Origin of the sequence: Shinella sp. M27, from assembly GCF_049199905.1 — a bacterium.
Lineage (GTDB): Bacteria > Pseudomonadota > Alphaproteobacteria > Rhizobiales > Rhizobiaceae > Shinella.
Genome location: NZ_JBLZPK010000048.1, coordinates 2871 through 19946 on the forward strand (window position 1 = coordinate 2871; position 17076 = coordinate 19946).

Below are 17076 nucleotides of genomic sequence, written 5' to 3' on the forward strand. Positions count from 1 at the left end.
CCGCCACGACGTCATCACGGCTGGCCTTTTCATGAAGCCGGAGCGCTGCGCGGCCGTCGCCTATTCCGAACCGATCCTCTGCGACGCGGAAGCCTTTGCACTCAAGAAGGGCAACCCGCTCAAGCTGAAGAGCTACAAGGACATCGCCGACAATCCGGACGCCAAGATCGGCGCGCCGGGCGGCGGCACGGAAGAGAAACTGGCGCTCGAAGCTGGCGTGCCGCGTGACCGCGTCATCGTCGTGCCGGATGGCCAGAGTGGTCTGAAGATGCTGCAGGATGGCCGCATCGATGCCTATTCTCTCCCTGTCCTCTCCATCAACGATCTCGTCGCCAAGGCGAATGATCCAGAGATCGAGGTCGTGGCCCCGGTTGAAGGAGCGCCTGTCTATTGCGATGGTGCGGCCTTCAAGAAGGGCGATGAGGCCCTGCGCGATGCCTTCGACGTCGAACTCGCCAAGCTGAAGGAAAGTGGTGAGTTCGCCAAGATCATAGAGCCCTACGGTTTCTCGGCCGCAGCCGCGATGTCGACGACGCGCGACAAGCTCTGCGCGGCGAAGTGAGCGCGATCTCCATCTCGTCCTCTCCCTTGTCAAAGGGAGAGGGCTGCTTGATCCACACTTGAACGGGAAGACGATGACTGACTGGTCCGGCTATATAGGGCTGATCCTGCAAGGCGCGCTCGTAACGCTTCAGCTTACCGTGATGGGCTCGGTGCTTGCCGTGATCATGGCGTTTCTTGCCGGCCTTGGCCGCGTCAGTCGCTTCTTGGCGGTGCGTGCGCTTGCCACCACCTATATCGAGTTCTTCCGCGGCACCTCGATCTTCGTGCAGCTCTTCTGGGTCTATTTCGTGCTGCCCTTTGCCGGCGTCACGCTGTCGCCGCTTCAGGCCGGTGTGCTGGCGCTGGGGCTCAATGTCGGCGCCTACGGGGCGGAGGTGGTGCGCGGCGCGGTAAAGGCGATCGGCCGCGAGCAGCGCGAGGCGTGCATCGCGCTCAACCTGACGCGCGGCCAGGCGATGCGTCATGTCATCCTGCCGCAGGCTTTGCCGCTGATGCTGCCGACCTTCGGCAACAATGCGATCGAGCTCCTGAAGGGCACGGCCGTCGTCTCGCTGATCTCGCTGACCGACATGACCTTCCAGGCACAGGTCGTACGCGCCCAGACCGGCAGCACGCTGATCCCCTTCGCGGTCATTCTCGTGCTCTATTTCCTGATGGCGCTGGCCATCTCCACCGGCATGCGCTGGCTGGAACGCCGCGTCACCCGCGGCCTCGACGGCATGAGGACCTGACGATGGAATGGGACTGGAATTTCGTCTGGCAAATCATGCCGACTCTCCTCGAGGGGCTTAAGATCACCCTTCTGGCGACCGTGCTCGGTGCTGCCGTTGCTGCCGTTGTCGGCCTTCTCTTCGCCATTCTGCGCATGACCGCGCCGAAGCCGATCGCGCGGGCCACAAGCTTCGTCGTCGAGTTCATTCGCGGCACGCCGTTGCTCGTGCAACTCTATTTCATCTTCTACGTGCTGCCGGATATCGGCATCCGCCTGCCGGCGCTCTTGGCCGGCGTCATCGGGCTCGGCGTGCACTACGGCACCTATGCGGCCGAGGTTTACCGCGCCGGCATCGAGAACGTGCCGCGCGGACAGTGGGAGGCGGCTAAGGCGACCAACCTTACCGGCCGGCAGACCTGGATCCATGTGATCCTGCCGCAGGCCCTTCCGCCGATGATCCCCGCCCTCGCCAACTATCTCATCGCCATGTTTAAAGAGACGCCCTTGCTCTCGGCCATCACGGTGCTGGAGCTGATGAACCAGGCCAAGAGTGTTGCCAACAGCAGCTACCGCTACATCGAGCCGATGACCATGGTGGGCGTCTTCTTCCTGATCATGAGCCTGATCTCCGTCGTCTTCCTGCGCTGGTTGGAAGAACGCTATGCCCGCGTGGAGGAACGCTGATGCAGACCCTCGATCTCACCCTCGCCACACGGGCGCCAAAGCTCGACGACCGCCCGCTGGAAAAGCGCGTCGGCCTGATCATCCTGGCGACCGATCACACGACGGAGGTTGATTTCCAGCGCATGGTGGCAAGCGACAGGATCGGCGTCTATGCGACCCGCATTCCCTATGCCAACCCCGTGACGCCGGAAAACCTGCGCGCCATGCAGCCTTCGCTGACATCCGGTGCTGCGCTCATCCTGCCGGACGAGCCGCTCGACGTCGTGATGTATTCCTGCACGTCGGCCTCGGTCGTCATCGGCGATGCGCAAGTGAAGGCCGCAGTGACGGCCGCCAAGCCGGCAGCCGCCGTCGTCACGCCCACGGCAGCTGCCGTATCCGGCCTCAAGGCCTTTGGCGCCCGGCGCATTTCCATACTCACGCCCTACACACTCGAAACCAGCCGGCCGATGGCCGACTATTTCCACGCGCTCGGCTTCCACATCGCCCGCTTCACCTGCCTCGGCCTCTCCGACGACCGGGACATGGCGCGGATTGCGCCGGCAGACATCGTCGCCTTCGCGAAGGAGGCCATGGCACCCGATTCCGATGCGCTCTTCATCTCCTGCACGGCCGTTCGCGCGGCCGGCGTCGCGGCCGACATCGAGGCCGCCATCGGCAAACCTGTCGTCACCAGCAACCTTGCCACCGCCTGGGCCTGCCTGCGCCTGTGCGGCGACGAAGCGCCACGGCCGGAATTCGGCCGGCTGATGACGCTCGCTTATCCGGGTGCTGCACCATGATGGATGCGCGCCTTCCGGTAACAGTGGCGGATATCGAGCAGGCGGCCCGCCGCATCGAGGGTCGCATCCTGCGCACGCCGTTCGTTCTCTCCTCAGTCTTGTCCGAGCGCCTGGGCGTGCCGGTCGGCCTGAAACTCGAACACCATCAGACGACCGGCAGCTTCAAGTTGCGGGGTGCGACCAATGCGGTGCTCTCGCTTTCGCCGGAAAAGCGTGCGCGGGGCGTCGTGGCGGCCTCGACGGGCAATCATGGCCGCGCGCTCGCCCATGCGGCCAAGGCCGAAAGCTCGGTCGCGACGATCTGCATGTCCCGGCTAGTGCCGGAGAACAAGGTTTCGGAAATTCGCCGGCTCGGCGCAGATGTCCGCATCGTCGGCCGGTCGCAGGACGAGGCGCAGGTGGAGGTGGAGCGGTTGGTCGCCGAAGACGGCCTCGTCATGGTGCCGCCCTTCGACAACCCGGCGGTCGTTGCCGGGCAGGGCACGCTCGGGCTGGAAATCGTCGAGGCCATGCCTGAAGTCGCGACCGTGCTCGTGCCGCTCTCCGGCGGCGGGCTGGCAGCGGGCGTCGCGGCGGCGGTCAAGGGTCGTTCGCCGAAGACGCGCGTCATCGGCCTCACCATGGAACGCGGCGCGGCGATGAAGGCGAGCCTCGATGCGGGCCGGCCAGTGCAGGTCGAAGAGGTGGCGAGCCTGGCAGATTCGCTCGGCGGCGGCATCGGGCTCGACAATGCCGTGACCTTCCCCATGTGCCGCGCTCTGCTCGACGATGTGATCCTGCTTTCCGAAGCCGAGATCGCAGCCGGCATGCGGCACGCCTATGCTGAGGAGCGCGAGGTGATCGAGGGGGCAGGCGCGGTCGGTATCGCGGCGCTGCTGGCCCGCCGGCTCGGCCGGCTGGAAGGCCCGGTGGCCGTCATCCTGTCCGGCCGCAATGTGGATATGGGCCTGCACCAGCGGGTCATGAATGGCGAGGACGCGGCATGACGAAGATGAAGATCCTGACCGAAGCGGAACTCCGGCGCATTGTGCCGCTCGATCTCGAAGCCATCGCCTGCGTCGAGGACGCCTTCCACGCGCTCGCCACCAAGGCCGTCGTCATGCCGCCGATCCTGCGGCTCGACATGCCGGAGCAGCGCGCGGAGGTGGACGTGAAGACCGCCTACGTTCCGGGCCTCGATGGTTTTGCCATCAAGATCAGCCCCGGCTTTTTCAACAACCCGGCCATCGGCCTGCCGAGCACGAACGGGCTTATGGTGCTGTTCTCGACAAAAACCGGCCTCGTGCAGGCGGTGCTGCTCGACAATGGTTACTTGACGGATGTGCGCACGGCCGCCGCCGGTGCCGTCGCGGCGCGTTATCTCGCGCGCCCGGACGCCAGCGTGGCCGCCATCTTCGGCGCGGGCATGCAGGCGAAGCTGCAACTGGAAGCGCTGAGCCTCGTGCGCCCCATCCGCGAAGCGCGCATCTGGGCCCGCGACGCGGCGAAGGCCGAGGCAGTTGCCGCGGAGCTGACGCTGAAGCTCGGCTTTCCTGTCCATGCGAAGACGGATGGACGCGCGGCGGTCGATGGGGCCGACATCGTGGTCACCACGACGCCGTCGGAAACGCCGGTGCTCCGGGCCGAATGGCTCCAGCCCGGCCAGCACGTCACGGCCATGGGCTCGGATGCCGAGCACAAGAACGAGATCGAGCCGGCGGTCATCACCGGCGCCGGGCTCTATGTCGCCGACAGCCTGAAGCAAACCCGCCGTCTCGGCGAGCTGCATCACGCCATCGAAGCCGGCCTCGTAACCGAGGGCATGGGCTTCCCCGAACTCGGCGAGATCGTCGCCGGGCGCAAACCGGGCCGCAGCGGCCCCGAGCAGATCACCGTGGCGGATCTCACCGGCACGGGCATCCAGGACACGGCCATCGCAACCCTTGCCGCCGCCCGCGCGGCAGCGGCAGGCGCCGGCACGACCTTCGAGAGTTGAGACCGGCTTTTCGCCGGGTATAGAGGAAAAACCGATGAAACAAGCGAACCTGAAGTTCTCACTTCCGGAATATGAAGCGCGTCTTCAAAAAACGCGGAAGGCAATGGAAGCCAAGGGCATCGACGTGCTGATCTGCAGCGACCCGTCGAACATGAACTGGCTGACGGGTTATGACGGCTGGTCCTTCTACGTGCACCAGTGCGTCGTGGTGCCGCCGACGGGTGAGCCGATCTGGTATGGCCGCGGCCAGGATGCCATCGGCGCGAAGTTCACCGCCTATCTGAAGCACGAGAACATCATCGGCTACCCCGACCATTACGTGCAGTCCACCGAGCGCCACCCGATGGATTATCTTTCGGCCAAGCTGACGGAACGCGGTCTCGACAAGCTGACGATCGGCGTCGAGATGGACAATTACTGGTTCTCGGCCGCTGCCTTCGCATCGCTCACGAAACACCTGCCGAACGCCCGCTTCGTCGATGCCACCGCGCTCGTCAACTGGCAGCGCGCAGTGAAGAGCCCGACCGAGATCACCTATATGCGCAATGCCGCCCGCATCGTCGAAAAGATGCACGAGCGCATCTTCGATAAGATCGAGGTCGGCATGCGCAAATGCGATCTCGTGGCGGAAATCTACGATGCCGGCACGCGCGGCGTCGATGGTATCGGCGGCGACTATCCGGCGATCGTGCCGCTTCTTCCCTCGGGCGTCGAAGCCTCTGCGCCGCATCTCACCTGGGACGACCGGCCGATGAAATCCGGCGAGGGCACGTTCTTCGAGATCGCCGGTTGCTACAATCGCTACCATGTTCCGCTGTCGCGCACCGTCTTCCTCGGCAAGCCGACGCAGGCCTTCATCGATGCGGAGAAGGCGACGCTGGAAGGCATGGAGGCGGGCCTTGCGGTCGCAAAGCCCGGCAACACCTGCGAGGACATCGCCAATGCCTTCTTCGCGGTCCTCAAGAAATACGGCATCGTCAAGGACAACCGCACGGGCTACGGCATCGGCGTCTCCTATCCGCCGGACTGGGGCGAGCGCACGATGAGCCTGCGCCCCGGCGACAGGAGCGAGCTGAAGCCCGGCATGACCTTCCATTTCATGACGGGCCTTTGGCTGGAGGACATGGGTTTCGAGACGACGGAAAGCATCCTGATCACCGAGACCGGCGTCGAATGCCTCGCCAATGTACCGCGCAAGCTTCTCGTGAAGGATTGAGCCATGCGGGACCATGACCTTCGTCCGTCGCCGATCAGCGCCACGGTCGATTTTTCGGCCAATGGCGTCCAGCACGGCTTCCTGCGCCTGCCCTACAGCCGGGATGATTCCGCCTGGGGTTCAGTGATGATTCCGCTGACGGTGGTGAAAAACGGGGAGGGGCCGACGGCCCTTCTCACCGGCGGCAACCACGGCGACGAATATGAGGGGCCGATCGCGCTCTTCGATCTCGCCCGCCGGCTGAAAGCGGAGGATGTGTCCGGCCGCGTCATCATCGTGCCGGCGATGAATTATCCGGCCTTCCTTGCCGGTACGCGCACCTCGCCGATCGACAGGGGCAACATGAACCGCAGCTTTCCGGGCGCGCCGGACGGCACGGTGACCCCGAAGATCGCCGATTATTTCCAGCGCACGCTGCTGCCGCTCGCCGATATCGTGCTCGATTTCCACTCGGGCGGAAAGACGCTCGATTTCCTGCCCTTCTGCGCCGCCCATATCCTGCCCGACAAGACACAGGAGGCGAAGGCCTTCGATCTCGTTAAGGCCTTCGGTGCGCCGTGGTCGATGAAGATGCTGGAGATCGATGCCGTCGGCATGTACGACACGGCGGCGGAGGAGATGGGAAAAATCTTCATAACCACCGAGCTCGGCGGGGGCGGAACGGCGACGGCCAAGAGCGCCGGCATCGCCAAGGCGGGTGTCGCCAACGTGCTGAAGGCCGCGGGCATTCTGAAGGGAGCGGTCGAGGCGGCGCGGACCACCTGGCTCGACATGCCGGACGGCAACTGCTTCTCGTTTGCCGAGGATGGCGGGCTGATCGAGCCGCTTTTTGATCTCGGGGACCAGGTACGGAACGGTGATGTGATGGCCCGCATCTATCCCGTCGCCCGCACCGGCGCGGAGGCGCTGGAGATCAGAGCAAAGATGGATGGCGTCCTCGCGGCCCGCCATTTCCCCGGTCTCGTCAAGCCCGGCGACTGTGTCGGCGTGCTTGCAGCGGTTGTGACGGCATGAGCCTCTTGCGCGGTTCCCTCCAACGCCAAGGATAGCGTGATGGCGAGCCGCAGCATTAAGCTGAGGCCCGCTATTCGCCGGGAACGTTATCTACCACCCCGCAAATCGCGCGAGCTTTTCATTCGAAACGTTTGGCAAATCCGACAGGGCTTGATCCAGACGGCCGAGCGCATCCTGGATTTCGTCCTCCGTTATGGTCAACGGCGGGGTCATTTCGAGGACGTTGCCGTTCATGCCGACATAATAAAGCACGACGCCGAGTTCGTAGGCGCGGTAGATCAGCTTTGCGGTCTCCGCACGGGCCGGCGCGCGGGTTTGGCGGTCGAGCACGAGTTCGATGCCGCAGGCAAGGCCCCGGCCGCGAATGTCGCCGATCAGGGTGTGGCGTTCGGCAAGCCTCGCCAGACCGTCGCGCAGCAATTTTCCCTTGCGCTCCGCGCCTGCGGCAAGGTCTTCGCGGTCGATCGTTTCGAGGACGGCAAGGCCTGCGGCGGCGCAGACCGGATTGCCATGCAGGGTCTGCATGGCAAATGCACTGGCGCAATCGAGGATCTCGGCCGGTGCGATGACGGCCGAGAGCGGCAAGCCGCCGCCGAGGCCTTTGCCGAGCACCAGGATATCGGGCACGAAGCCCTCGTGGTCGAAGCAATGCAGGCGGCCGCTGCGGGCAAGGCCCACCTTCACCTCGTCGCAGACGACGAGAATGCCATGGGCGCGGCAGATATCCGCAAACTTGCGCAAAAAACCATCGGGAGGAACGATCAAGCCGCCATCTGACTGGATCGGCTCGATAAAGGCCGCACCGATCGAGCCGGCCGGAACCGAGGCCAGCTTCTCCTTGAGAAGCGTGAGGATGGCATCGCCCGTCGGATCGCCCTCATGGGGGCGGTAGGGGTCGGGGTAGGGCAGAAGGATCAGCCCATCCGCCTTGGCTGCGCCGGCCTGAACGCTGTGGCCGGAAAATGCCATCGAGCCGACGGTGCAGCCATGATAGGCGCCGACAAAGGCGATGACGCCGGTGCGGCCGGTTGCCTTCACGATCGCCCGATAGGCGGCTTCGTTGGCATCGGAGCCGGAATGGCCGAACCAGACCTTGTGCCTGCCGCGACCGGGAAAACGCGCCAGCAGCCTTTCGGCAAGCGCCACGGCCGGTGCGTTCGAGGCGGAAAGGATGCTTGCGCCGGCAGGGTTGGCGATGGCGGTGGAGACGGCCTCGACGATGGCGGGATGGCCGTAGCCGAGGCTCGCCGCGCCCCATGCGCCGGAGAGGTCGATGAGTTCGCGGCCATTCTCCTCCACAAGCCGCGCACCCTTTCCGCCGCTGATGGCAAGCGGGAAGAAGCGCAGCTTCTGCAGCGTGCCGATGGCCGCTTCATCCCTGTCGTAGAGACTGTCCTCCATCACCCCTGCTCCTGCAATGCCGCCTTGAAACAGCGGGTGAGCCTGTCACCCCATTCGCCGACGCCGGAAAGCGTGTCGATCAGATCATGCCGCACTTCGATGAGGGCACCCGGCAGGCCGCGAGCGTCTGCATGGACGGGCACCGTATAGTCCTCATCCCGATGGATGATGTAAGGCTCGTTGTCGCCGATGGTGAGGCCGGATTCCGCCTGGAGTTCCCGGACCAGCATTTGGCCGAAGCCGGTTGCCTGTCCATAGAGGATACCGGCATGCCATGGGCGTTGCTTGCCGAAATAAACAGGCGTGAAGGAATGGATCCCAACGACGATCGGGCGCTTGCCCTGTTGCTGCAACAGGTCTAGCCGTCTCGCGACGGCCTCGGCATAGGGCGTGAACAACGTGTCGATGCGCTGCGCCTTCTCAGCTTCCGTCAGGCCGATATTGCCGGGGATCTTGGTCGTTTCGCTGATTTCGGGCATGGCCGAGGGGACGCCGAGGGGGCGGTTGCAGTCGATGACGAGCCGCGAATAGTTCGTCATGAACAGCGGCGCATCGAGCATGCGGCTGAGATGCTGGGAGAGCGCGTTGACGCCGATATCCCAGGCGATGTGGCGCCGGCGCTCCGTCTCCGGCAGACCGAGGTCGCCCAGCGCCTTCGGGATACGGTTGGACGCATGTTCACAAAGAAGCAGGTAGGGTGAGGTCCCATCGGGATTGATCACGCTATAGGGCGGCGGCTCGTCGATGGCGAGCAGCGGCAGGGCCGGATCGTGCCGCCACCGGTTCTCGGGATGGGGAATGACATTGCTTGAGGTCATGATCTGCCCAATCAATAGACGGTGGCGTAGCGGGCGCAGAGGTTTTCGGGCGAAAGCCCCTCCACGATCTCGATCTCCTTGCGCTTCATGGCGAAATAGCAGTCAAGGAAATCCTTCGAGAACCAGCCGGTCACCACGTCATCGGCGGCAAGCGTATCCAGCGCTTCGGAAAGGCTGGACGGTAGGCGGCGGATGCCGAGCCTTGCCTGTTCATCGGCTGAGAATTCCGACGGGTCGGTGTTGATCAGCGGCGGCTGTTCCAGCCCGGCGCGAATACCCTCGAGGCCGGCACGCAGCACGACGGCCAGCGACAGGTGCGGGCTCGCGCAGGCATCGGCGGCGCGGTATTCCATGTTGAACTGTCTTGCCGGGTTGCTGCCGGGCAGGTCGAGCGTTGGGCAGATGCGCAGCGTCGCCTCGCGGTTCTTTTCACCCAGGCAGGTATAGGCGGCACTCCAATGATGCGGCACGAGGCGCATGTAGGAGAGCACGGACGGTGCCGTGAAGGCGACGAGCGCCGGCAGATGCTTGATGACCCCTGCCGCGAAGGATCCGGCAACCTTGGAAAGCCGGCCGGGGCGCGACGCGTCGAAGGTGACGGGATTGCCGTCGAGGTCGGTGAAGCTGACATGCAGGTGCACGCCGTTGCCGACGCCATCGGGGTCGGTTTTCGGCGCGAAGCTGGCGGTCCAGCCGAAGAGGGCGGCGACCTCGCGCGTGACGGCGCGGATCGTCGCGCCGCGATCGGCGGCGACGAGTGCGGGGGCGGGGCGGCATGTGACTTCGAACTGGTCCTTGCCGTATTCCGGCAGGAACATTTCCGGCTCGGCCCCAGCTTCCTTCAGCGCGGTCATCAGCAGGGATCCGAAGGGTTCGGCGCGGCGCTGGGCGCGCAGGCCGAAGGCCGGTGCTGCGGGCCAATCGGCACCGAGGACCTGGAATTCCTGTTCGACCGCGCTGATGACCTTGAGACCGGCTTCCTTCTCGAAGTCTGCCAGCGTCGCCTTGAGGAAGCTGCGCACGCAGCAATCCCATGGCTCCCCCTTCAGGTCGGTGATATCGGAATGGTAGAAGTGCAGCGGCGTCTCGTCCGGCAGGCAGGTGACGCGGGCTTTACTTGCGGGATCGGCCATCAGGCGCAGATCGCCGGCCGAGCCCCAGGGGTTCGGGTCGGCGATGAGATCGAACGGCGTCAAAGCGAGGTTCGCCGGCACCCAGCCTACACCCTTGCGCAGATAGTCCTCGACCTCGGCGGCCGCGAAGCTGCGGCCGCGGGTAATGCCGGCAATATCAGTCGTGACAAAGGTCGCGAGTTCCATCAGGTCGGCGAAGGCTTTGCCGTTGCTGCTCTCGTTCATGGTGATCCCCTTGTGAAACGATCAGGCGCGGTCGAGCGCGGCAAGGCGGCTAATGACGGTCTGCGTGTCGGTGATCCAGCAATAGCCGGAATAGGCGCGCAGCGCCGCCTCGTGGCGTTCCTGGCTGTAGGTGGCGCAGGCATCGTCCACGACCGTTACCAGATAACCGCGATCGGCGGCGTCGCGCACGGCCATATCGACACATTGATCTGTGATGACGCCGGCAATGATCAGGTAGCGCGTGTTGAGGTTACGCAGGACGTAGTCGATGTTGGTCGAATTGAAAACGCCGGACGAGGTCTTCGGCAGAACGATCTCGTTATCGACAGGCGCCAGCGCCGGGATCACCTGGCCTTCAGGCGAACCCTTGGGAACATGCATGTCGGACAGTTTGTGATCGAGCGAGCGGTCGCGGCCATCAAGCGTCAGGCTTTCGATGATGGTGTGCAACACGTTGCAGCCGGCCTTGCGGCCCGCTTCGAGAATGCGCACCTGGTTCGGAATGACCTTTTCGCGCAGGCGGCGGTGATAATAGCTGTCGGCATCCTGCGGATGGGTCGGGTCGAGGTTCGGCTCGCACCAGATACGTTGCATATCGACATAGAGCAGGGCGGTCATGCCGCTTTCGTAGGCACTGTCGCGGCGCAGCAGGTCCTTGCCGTATTGGACTTCAATCGCAGTCATATCTTCCCTCCAATGATGTGTCCGTTTGCCCTTCAGGCAAAGTCTATCTGCTGCTCTCGACCGGGTTCGGGTAGGCGTCCTCGGTGATGCCGTAGCTGCGGCGCAGCTCTTCCATACGTTCCATGCGTCCGCGCGACTGGCTGGCAATGCGGGCGGTGAGGCCGGCGATCAGCGCTTCGGTCTGGGCGATGGCGGGTACCATCGTGTCGTAGGGCGAGACCGTATCGACCGACGTCATCAACGTAACGGAAGCGCATTCGGCGATCGGGGAGACCCAACGGTCGGTAAAAAGCACGATGCGCGCGCCTTGTTTTGCAGCCCGCTTTGCGAAGCGGATCGTGTCGATTTGGTAGCGTCTGTAGTCATAGACGAAGAGCACGTCGCGCTTGCCGAGATCGACCAGCTGGTCGACTTGATCGGCCTGAGACCCGTTGATCCATCGTGTTTCGCCCCGCAACTGCTTCATGTGCGACCAGAGAAGACCGGCGAGAAAACCGCTGAAACGTCCGCCGAGACAATGCACCCGCATGTTCAGGTCGGCAGCGGCGTCAATGGCAGCCTCGAAGTCGTCGGATGGCAGCATCTGCATCGACGATTCCAGCGCATGAATGCTGGCGCGCATAAAATACTGGTAGAAATTCTCCTGCTCCAGCGAGGGCTTGCGCGTGTCGAGCATGGAGAGCGGCGAGCTCATCCGCTCCTGCACCTCACCAAGAAGAGCGGCCTGGAATTCCGGATAGCCCTCGTAGCCGAGCTTGTTGGCAAAACGCACGACAGTCGGGTTGCTGACGCCGGCGGCGCTGGCGAGATGCGCAACCGTGTTGAGGCCGGCTGCCGGATAGTTCGACAGCAGCTGCCGCACGATCTTGAGCTCAGCGCGGGTGAAGGCGATTTCCCCGTCCGTCAGGCGGTCTCGAATGGCCATTCCTTGCCTCCCCCTCTGATCGGCGTTCGCAGCACGATTTTAATTTTGTTACATTCTTGCTAGCAGACAATAAAAAATGAAACAAGATTGACATATATGTTTTCTCGATTAACGTTTGTTGCGGGAACAGGCTCGACGAACGAAGCCGCAAATCGGGAGAATGCTGATGGTGCGCATAAGGCGCGGGACCGTCGTCGGGATCGTCGCGACGGTGCTTCCCCTGGTGATCGCAGCCCTGGTGGCGAAAGGCCTCTTTCCGGGCGCTGGGGAGCGGCTGGTGACGCTGTTCCTGATCAATGTGGTCGCCGTCATCGGCATCGGCGTCTATAGCGGCAATTCAGGCATCATCTCCTTCGGTAATGTCGGCTTCATGGCCGTCGGCGCCTATGCGTCCGGCCTCCTGACCATCAATCCGATCGTGCAGAAGACGGCGTTGCCGCATCTGCCGGACTGGCTGATGGGTTGGGGCATGCCGTTCCTGCCGGCACTTCTCGTCGCCCTCGTCGTCGTCGCGCTGGTGGCGGTCGCCATCGGCATTCCGGTCGCCCGGCTCGGCGGCTCCTCCGCCTCGATCTGCACGCTCGGCTTCCTCGTCATCGTGCATGTCGTGATGGTCGCCTCCAGCGACTTTACGCGCGGCAGTCAGACCTTCTTCGGCATTCCGCGCGCAGTGAACGTCTGGGTCGCGCTTCCCTTCGCCATTCTCGCGGTCGCCATCGCCCGTATCTATCGCGACAGTGCCGCCGGCATGAAACTGCGTGCCTCGCGGGAGGATGAGATCGCCTCGACTGCCGTCGGCGTGAATGTGCGGCTGCACCGCTTCCTCGCCTGGGTTCTTGGCGCGATTCTGTCGGGTGCCGCGGGTGTGCTGTTTGCTCATTTCATCGGCGCCTTCTCGCCGAAGGACTTCTATTTCAACTTCACCTTCATGCTGCTCGCCATGCTGATCCTCGGCGGCATCACCACCGTTTCCGGCGCGGTCGTCGGTTCTGCTGTCATCATGCTGATCGTGGAAATGCTGCGCAAACTCGAGGGCGGCGTTGATCTCGGCTTCCTGTCGCTGCCCACGGTGTTCGGCCTCACCGATATCGGCATCGGCCTTGCCATCCTGCTCGTCATGTACCGCCTTCAGGATGGCCTGCTCGGGGTGCGTGAAATCGACGAGCAGGTACCGTTCCTCAAGCGCCTTGCCGCCGGGGGCGTAAAGCCGGTGGTCGAGCAGCCGGTGCAAGCGATGCCCAGGGAAGCAGGCACTTTGCGTATCGAAAATGTCGGCAAGCGCTTCTCCGGGCTGGTCGCACTGGAAAAGGCCGATTTCGAAATCCGTCCTGGTCTCGTCACCGGCCTGATCGGCCCGAACGGCGCCGGCAAGTCGACGCTCATCAACAGTGTCTCCGGCGTCGTGCCGCCGTCGACCGGCCGGGTGATGATCGACGGGACCGACGTCGCCTCGCTCCCGGTCCATCGTGTGCCGGTCACTGGCCTGGCCCGCACCTTCCAGAACATCCGCCTGTTCAAGAACCTCACGGTCCTCGAGAATGTGATGGTCGCCGCAAGCGCGGTGGCGGGCGAACGCGATCCGGTTGATCTGGCACGGGAAGCGTTGGCCGAAGTCGGCCTTGTCGATGTTGCGGGCCAGCTCGCCGGCACACTGTCCTACGGCGCGCAACGGCGGCTGGAAATCGCCCGTGCGCTGGCGCTGAAGCCCCGCTACCTCCTGCTCGACGAGCCCGCCGCCGGCATGAACCCGGCCGAGACGCAGGAATTGATGACCGTGCTCGATCGCATCCGCACGAAGCACCGCCTGGGTCTCCTCGTCGTCGAACACGACCTGAAGCTCATCATGCGGCTCTGCGACGTTGTCGTGGTGCTCAACAAGGGCCAGCAGATCGCCATCGGAACGCCGGCGGAAATCCAGGCCAATCCCGCCGTCATCGAAGCCTATATCGGCCGCCGCCGTTCGGCCGCGCAGCAGACCGCAGCAAAAATCGACACCGTCGTGCCGGACCTCGATCCGCACACCGCCGGCAAGCCCGCATAACCACCAGAGGAGAATAAGAATGAAAACGACATTGAAGGCATTGTTTTTGTCCACCGCGCTTGGCGCCCTCGCTTTCCCGGTGCTTGCCGAAGATCTCGTCGTCGGGATCGCGACTGCGCAGACCGGCGCCCTCGCTTACGTCGACCAGCCTTCGCTGAAAGGTCTTCAAATGGCGGTCGACGAAATCAACGCGGCGGGCGGTATCGCAGGCAAATTCCCGATCAAGATGATTGCCAAGGATACCCGCTCGGATGCCGCCCAGACGGCGCTTGTCGCGCAGGAACTGGTCGATGAAGGCATCAAGATCCTCATCACGCCGTGCGATGCCGACCCGTCGATCGCCGCCGGCCAGATTACCCAGGCCGTGCAGATCCCGGCCTTCTCCTTCTGCGCCACGACGCCGACCATGCCACTGGCTGTCGGTGACTACATGTTCGGCAACTACCCGGCAGACAATGTCCAGGCCGCGGTGCTGGCGAACTATGCCAAGGAGAAGGGCTTCAAGACCGCCTATGTCGTGAAGTCGCCGGACACCGCCTACACGCTGAAGCTCCCGGAATATTTCGCCACCAGCTTCAAGGGCAAGGGTGGCGAGGTGATCGGTGAGGGTACCTACAGCATGGGCCAACAGGACTTCAGCGCCGAAGTCACCAAGATCAAGGCGCTGAACCCGGCGCCCGACGTCATCATGACCGCCGCCTACGAGCCCGACTTCCCGGCCTTCATCCGCCAGCTGCGCGGTGCGGGCGTCACCACGCCGATCCTCGGCAGCGACGGTATCGATTCCCCGACGACCTTCGGTCTCGGCCCGCTGGTTGACGGCGTCGTCTTCACCACGGCCGGCTTTGCGACGGAAGGCAGCCCGCTCGCCGCCTTCAACGAGAAGTACAAGGCAAAGTTCGGTCAGGAGCCGGACACCGTCTACATCGCCAACGGCTACGACCTCGGCAAGGTGATCGAGGCCGCCGTCACCAAGGCCGATAGCGTCGATTCGATCGCTATCCGCGAGGCCATCGCATCGCTCGACGGGGTCGAGGGCGTGACCGGCAAGATCAGCTATGTCGGCACGCAGGGCATGCCGATGCGCTCCGTCTCGCTGGTGCGCATCGAGGGCGGCAACCGCTCGCTGGTCAGCCAGGGCGTCCCGGCGGCCGAAGACGTTCCGGCGCCGTGATTTTTCAAGCGATGCCCTCCGGCTCCGGCCGGAGGGCGGTTTTCCTGCTGTCGGCCGGGGCGGATGAGCCGCGGCGAGGATCTGCCCGATGACGCGTGACATTTCCGACGAGACCCCCTTGCTCGAGGTCAGCGGCCTCAAGGTCGCCTATGGACCGGTCGAGGCGCTGAAGGGCGTCGATCTCAAGGTCCGCAAGGGAGAGATCGTCACGCTGCTTGGCGCCAATGGTGCAGGCAAGAGCTCGACGCTCAATGCGCTCGTCGGCCTCGCCGCCAAGAAAGCCGGCCGTGTGACCTTCGCCGGCAAGGACATTTCCGCCTTGCCGCCCGAGATGATCGTGCGCATGGGGATGACGCTGACGCCGGAAGGGCGCCGCATCTTCCCGACCCTCACAGTCGACGAACACCTTCTCCTCGGCGGGGCCATGCACAAGGGCAGGGGGCAGATCGATGTGGTGCGCGAGGATATGCTGTCGCGCTTTCCGATCCTCAAGGAGCGCCTGCATCAGAAGGCCGGATCGCTCTCCGGCGGCGAGCAGCAGATGCTGGCAATCGCCCGTTCCATGATGTCCTCGCCCGATCTCCTGCTGCTCGACGAACCCTCGCTCGGTCTTGCCCCGCAGATCGTCGACCAGATTTTCGAGCTGATCGCCGGCCTGCGTCAGCGCGGACTGACGATCCTGCTCGTCGAGCAGAACGTCTCCCTGTCGCTGGAGATCGCCGACGCCGGCTATGTCATGGCGAACGGCCGCATCGTGCTCTCAGGTCCGGCGGCCGATCTGCGCAATTCCACAGAAATCCAGGGCGCCTATCTCGGCGCGTGACCGGCAAGAAGGAAAACCATCCATGGACATGTTCCTGCAGCAACTGGTCAATGCGCTTAGCCTCGGCGGTACCTATGCGCTGCTTGCGCTCGGCCTCGCCGTGGTCTTCTCGATCATGAGCCTCATCAATTTCGCGCATGGCGAGTTGATGACGGCTGCCGGATACGGCCTGTGTTTTGCGCTCCTCTTTGGCCTGCCGTTCGGCCTTGCCGTCGTCTTCGCCCTGATCGTCGCGATCGTGCTGGTGCTCTTGATGGAACGCATCGCCTTCCGCCCGGTGCGCGGGGCGAGCGGTACGACGCTGCTGCTGACGAGTTTCGCCGTCAGCGCCATCCTGCGCGTGTTGTTTCAGAACTTCATTTCCGCCCGCCCGAAGCCGGTGCCGATGCCGATGAGCCTGTCCGGCACGATCGAAATCGGTGGCCTGCATATCGGCGTCATCCAGGCGATTTCCATTCTCGTCACGGTTATCATGCTGGTCGGCCTCAACCTCTTCCTGCGCACCACGGTGCTGGGCCGTGCCATGCGGGCGGCATCGGAGGATTTCGCTATAGTTCGCCTGATGGGCATCCGCGCCAATGCCGTCGTCGCCACCGCCTTTGCGATTTCCGGCCTCATGGCGGGCGTCGCCGGCATTCTCTGGGTGGCCCAGCGCGGCAGCGTCGATCCGCTTATGGGCTTCCTGCCGGTGCTCAAAGCCTTTATCGCGGCGATCATCGGCGGCCTCGGCAGCCTTTCGGGCGCGGTTGCCGGCGGCTTCCTGCTCGGCTTCATCGAAGTTTTCCTGCAGGCCTATCTGCCGGAAAGCCTGCTCAGCTATCGTGATGCCTTTACCATTCTCCTTGTCATCGCCGTCCTGCTCTTCGCGCCGCAGGGTCTGCTCGCGCGCAAGACGGTCGTGAAAC

17 protein-coding genes are annotated in these 17076 nt (G+C 64.1%); 12 read left to right on the forward strand and 5 right to left on the reverse strand.

The features are described from left to right. From ehuB to doeB, 8 genes are all read left to right on the forward strand, one after another. Positions 1-562, forward strand: a 562-nt coding sequence (ehuB, locus tag ACOZK4_RS18785; protein WP_421593188.1) for an ectoine/hydroxyectoine ABC transporter substrate-binding protein EhuB, incomplete at its 5' end; no start/stop codon positions are given. Between the two features lie 73 nt (positions 563-635). Beyond that, positions 636-1295 (forward strand): ectoine/hydroxyectoine ABC transporter permease subunit EhuC, encoded by a 660-nt coding sequence (gene ehuC / locus ACOZK4_RS18790; RefSeq protein WP_421593189.1) that lies wholly within the window; start codon positions 636-638, stop codon positions 1293-1295. Between the two features lie 2 nt (positions 1296-1297). Further along, positions 1298-1960, forward strand: coding sequence for an ectoine/hydroxyectoine ABC transporter permease subunit EhuD (gene ehuD / locus ACOZK4_RS18795; RefSeq protein WP_421593190.1), 663 nt, complete (start codon positions 1298-1300; stop codon positions 1958-1960). Further along, positions 1960-2742 carry an ectoine utilization protein EutA gene (gene eutA, locus ACOZK4_RS18800; RefSeq protein WP_421593191.1) on the forward strand — a complete coding sequence of 261 codons (783 nt, stop codon included), beginning with the start codon at positions 1960-1962 and terminating at the stop codon, positions 2740-2742. The genes ehuD and eutA overlap by 1 nt, the downstream gene beginning before the upstream one ends. After that, on the forward strand, positions 2742-3728 hold the full coding sequence (gene eutB / locus ACOZK4_RS18805; protein WP_421593310.1) for a hydroxyectoine utilization dehydratase EutB: 987 nt from the start codon (positions 2742-2744) through the stop codon (positions 3726-3728). Before eutA ends, eutB begins: the two co-directional genes overlap by 1 nt. After that, positions 3725-4717 carry an ectoine utilization protein EutC gene (gene eutC, locus ACOZK4_RS18810; protein ID WP_421593192.1) on the forward strand — a complete coding sequence of 331 codons (993 nt, stop codon included), beginning with the start codon at positions 3725-3727 and terminating at the stop codon, positions 4715-4717. Before eutB ends, eutC begins: the two co-directional genes overlap by 4 nt. A gap of 34 nt (positions 4718-4751) precedes the next feature. Next, on the forward strand, positions 4752-5933 hold the full coding sequence (doeA, locus tag ACOZK4_RS18815; protein ID WP_421593193.1) for an ectoine hydrolase DoeA: 1182 nt from the start codon (positions 4752-4754) through the stop codon (positions 5931-5933). 3 nt (positions 5934-5936) lie between these two features. Continuing rightward, a complete protein-coding gene (gene doeB, locus ACOZK4_RS18820) occupies positions 5937-6947 on the forward strand; it encodes a N(2)-acetyl-L-2,4-diaminobutanoate deacetylase DoeB (RefSeq protein WP_421593194.1) in 1011 nt (336 codons plus the stop codon). 90 nt (positions 6948-7037) lie between these two features. Here the strand turns inward: doeB and ACOZK4_RS18825 are convergent, their stop codons facing one another. From ACOZK4_RS18825 to ACOZK4_RS18845, 5 genes are read right to left on the reverse strand one after another with little or no spacing between them, the layout of a single operon-like run. Further along, the gene (locus tag ACOZK4_RS18825; RefSeq protein WP_421593195.1) at positions 7038-8348 is read right to left on the reverse strand and encodes an aspartate aminotransferase family protein; all 1311 of its coding nucleotides are present in this window, start codon (positions 8346-8348) and stop codon (positions 7038-7040) included. Next, positions 8348-9166: an N-formylglutamate amidohydrolase gene (locus ACOZK4_RS18830; protein WP_421593196.1), complete on the reverse strand. Its 819-nt coding sequence runs from the start codon at positions 9164-9166 to the stop codon at positions 8348-8350. The genes ACOZK4_RS18825 and ACOZK4_RS18830 overlap by 1 nt, the downstream gene beginning before the upstream one ends. A gap of 11 nt (positions 9167-9177) precedes the next feature. Beyond that, positions 9178-10524, reverse strand: a complete 1347-nt coding sequence (locus ACOZK4_RS18835) for a glutamine synthetase family protein (RefSeq protein ID WP_421593197.1) — start codon at positions 10522-10524, stop codon at positions 9178-9180. Between the two features lie 21 nt (positions 10525-10545). Then, on the reverse strand, positions 10546-11208 hold the full coding sequence (locus ACOZK4_RS18840) for an isochorismatase family cysteine hydrolase (protein ID WP_421593198.1): 663 nt from the start codon (positions 11206-11208) through the stop codon (positions 10546-10548). A 43-nt stretch (positions 11209-11251) separates the two neighbouring features. Then, the gene (locus ACOZK4_RS18845; RefSeq protein ID WP_421593199.1) at positions 11252-12133 is read right to left on the reverse strand and encodes a MurR/RpiR family transcriptional regulator; all 882 of its coding nucleotides are present in this window, start codon (positions 12131-12133) and stop codon (positions 11252-11254) included. A gap of 166 nt (positions 12134-12299) precedes the next feature. Here ACOZK4_RS18845 and ACOZK4_RS18850 point away from each other — a divergent pair, with 166 nt between their 5' ends. The 4 genes from ACOZK4_RS18850 to ACOZK4_RS18865 form a co-directional block, all read left to right on the forward strand. Next, positions 12300-14174: a branched-chain amino acid ABC transporter ATP-binding protein/permease gene (locus ACOZK4_RS18850; RefSeq protein WP_421593200.1), complete on the forward strand. Its 1875-nt coding sequence runs from the start codon at positions 12300-12302 to the stop codon at positions 14172-14174. Positions 14175-14193: 19 nt separating this feature from the next. Beyond that, entirely contained in the window at positions 14194-15348 is a 1155-nt protein-coding gene (locus ACOZK4_RS18855) for an ABC transporter substrate-binding protein (protein WP_421593201.1), read from the forward strand. An 88-nt stretch (positions 15349-15436) separates the two neighbouring features. Continuing rightward, positions 15437-16171: an ABC transporter ATP-binding protein gene (locus ACOZK4_RS18860; protein ID WP_313529538.1), complete on the forward strand. Its 735-nt coding sequence runs from the start codon at positions 15437-15439 to the stop codon at positions 16169-16171. Positions 16172-16193: 22 nt separating this feature from the next. After that, positions 16194-17076 (forward strand): branched-chain amino acid ABC transporter permease (locus ACOZK4_RS18865; RefSeq protein WP_421593202.1); only part of this gene is annotated, 883 nt, incomplete at its 3' end.